This window comes from Mycobacterium sp., assembly GCF_032162105.1.
Classification (GTDB): domain Bacteria; phylum Actinomycetota; class Actinomycetes; order Mycobacteriales; family Mycobacteriaceae; genus Mycobacterium.
Genome location: NZ_JAVRPS010000615.1, coordinates 1 through 2509 on the forward strand (window position 1 = coordinate 1; position 2509 = coordinate 2509).

The window sequence follows — 2509 nt, forward strand, 5'->3', positions numbered from 1 at the left end:
TCCAGGTACCGGTGGCAACGTCATAGCCGGCAACCTCGGACGGATCGAAGGTGGCCGGGCTGTCCTTCAGCGAGAGACCGAGCTGGTGCAGCTTGATCTTGACCTCGTCGATGGACTTCTGGCCGAAGTTGCGGATGTCCAGCAGATCGGACTCCGTGCGCGAGACGAGCTCGCCCACCGTGTGCACACCCTCGCGCTTGAGGCAGTTGTACGACCGGACGGTGAGTTCCAGGTCGTCGATCGGCAGCGCGAACGACGCGATGTGGTCGGCCTCGGCAGGCGACGGGCCGATCTCGATGCCCTCGGCCTCGACGTTGAGTTCCCGTGCCAGACCGAACAATTCGACCAGGGTCTTGCCCGCAGACGCCAGCGCGTCACGCGGGGTGATCGAGTTCTTGGTCTCGACGTCGAGGATCAGCTTGTCGAAGTCGGTGCGCTGCTCGACGCGGGTGGCCTCCACCTTGTAGGTGACCTTCAGCACCGGCGAGTAGATGGAATCGACCGGGATGCGGCCGATTTCGGCGCCGGAGGCCTTGTTCTGCACGGCAGGCACGTAGCCGCGGCCGCGCTCGACGACCAGCTCGACCTCGAGCTTGCCCTTGTCGTTCAGGGTCGCGATGTGCATGTCGGGGTTGTGCACGGTGACGCCGGCCGGCGGCACGATGTCGCCCGCGGTGACCGCACCCGGGCCCTGCTTGCGCAGGTACATGGTGACCGGCTCGTCCTCCTCGGACGACACGACCAGACCCTTGAGGTTCAGGATGATGTCGGTGACGTCTTCCTTCACCCCGGGAACGGTGGTGAACTCGTGCAGCACGCCGTCGATGCGGATGCTGGTGACCGCCGCGCCAGGGATGGACGACAGCAGGGTCCGCCGAAGCGAGTTGGCCAGGGTGTAACCGAATCCGGGCTCCAAGGGCTCGATGACGAACTTGGACCGGTCCTCGGCGAGGCTCTCCTCGGACAGTGTGGGTCGCTGAGAGATCAGCATGTGTTTCCATCTCCTTCTCGGCACCCGCTATTTGATGCCGTTTCTAGTTGCCTGGTCGCCGCCGGGCGGCTCCAGGCACCTGCATCGCCATGTCGACGGTGCAGGAGTCTTTGTTACTTCGAGTAGAACTCGACGATGAGCTGCTCGGCGAGCGGCACCGCGATCTGGGCCCGCTCGGGCAGCTGGTGGATGAGGACGCGCTGGCGCTCACCGACGACCTGTAGCCACGCCGGGATCGGACGATCACCGGCGGTCTGCCGGGACAGCTCGAACGGCAGCGTGTTCAGCGACTTCTCCCGAATGTCGATGATGTCGTACTGCGACACCCGGTAACTCGGGATGTCGACCTTGACACCGTTGACGGTGAAGTGGCCGTGGCTCACCAGCTGGCGCGCCATGCGACGCGTGCGGGCCAGCCCGGCGCGGTACACGACGTTATCCAGCCGGCTCTCCAGGATCTGCAGCAGGTTCTCACCCGTCTTGCCCACGTGGCGGTTGGCCTCTTCGTAGTAGCGGCGGAACTGCTTCTCCATGACGCCGTAGGTGAAGCGGGCCTTCTGCTTCTCCTGCAGCTGCTGGCGGTACTCGCTCTCCTTGATCCGCGCGCGGCCGTGCTGGCCGGGCGGGTAAGGGCGCTTTTCGAACGACTGATCTCCACCGATCAGGTCGACGCCGAGACGGCGGGACTTGCGGGTGGCGGGTCCGGTATAACGAGCCATTGGTGTTCTTTTCTCCTCGTCCGGACTAGACCCGGCGCCGCTTGGGCGGACGGCAGCCGTTGTGCGGCTGCGGGGTGACATCAGAAATTGCGCCGACCTCGAGGCCGGCAGCCTGCAACGACCGGATCGCGGTCTCGCGGCCCGAGCCCGGGCCCTTCACGAACACGTCGACCTTCTTCACACCGTGCTCCTGCGCCTTGCGGGCGGCGTTCTCGGCGGCCAGCTGGGCGGCGAACGGCGTCGACTTGCGCGAACCCTTGAAGCCGACGTGGCCCGAGGATGCCCAGGCGATGACGTTGCCCTGCGGATCGGTGATCGACACGATCGTGTTGTTGAACGTGCTCTTGATGTGCGCGGCGCCGTGCGGGACGTTCTTCTTTTCCCTGCGACGGGTCTTCTGCCCCTTGCGGGCGGACGCACCCTGCCCTGCCTTTTTTGCCTGTGCCATTTGGGGTTTACCTGGCCTTCTTCTTGCCGGCGATGGTGCGCTTCGGGCCCTTGCGGGTGCGCGCGTTGGTCTTGGTCCGCTGGCCACGCACAGGCAGGCCACGGCGGTGCCGCAGGCCCTGGTAGCAGCCGATCTCGATCTTGCGGCGGATGTCGCCCTGCACCTCGCGGCGCAGATCGCCCTCCACCTTGAGGTTGCCCTCGATGTACTCGCGCAGCTGGGTGACCTGATCGTCGCTGAGATCCTTGGTGCGCAGGTCGCGGTCGATGCTCGTCGCCGCCAGGATTTCCTGGGAGCGGGTACGGCCGATGCCGTAGATATAGGTCAGCGCGATCTCCATGCGCTTATCGC

At 65.6% G+C, this 2509-nt stretch carries 4 protein-coding genes; all 4 read right to left on the reverse strand.

All coding sequences use genetic code 11. The annotated features are described in order from the left end of the window. Positions 1–991, reverse strand: a 991-nt coding sequence (locus QOC69_RS31230; protein ID WP_526446381.1) for a DNA-directed RNA polymerase subunit alpha, incomplete at its 3' end; no start/stop codon positions are given. A gap of 113 nt (positions 992–1104) precedes the next feature. Further along, positions 1105–1710 carry a 30S ribosomal protein S4 gene (gene rpsD, locus QOC69_RS31235; RefSeq protein WP_526446382.1) on the reverse strand — a complete coding sequence of 202 codons (606 nt, stop codon included), beginning with the start codon at positions 1708–1710 and terminating at the stop codon, positions 1105–1107. A 25-nt stretch (positions 1711–1735) separates the two neighbouring features. Beyond that, a complete protein-coding gene (gene rpsK, locus QOC69_RS31240; RefSeq protein ID WP_313776064.1) occupies positions 1736–2158 on the reverse strand; it encodes a 30S ribosomal protein S11 in 423 nt (140 codons plus the stop codon). 7 nt (positions 2159–2165) lie between these two features. Next, positions 2166–2509, reverse strand: a 344-nt coding sequence (gene rpsM / locus QOC69_RS31245; protein ID WP_526446383.1) for a 30S ribosomal protein S13, incomplete at its 5' end; no start/stop codon positions are given.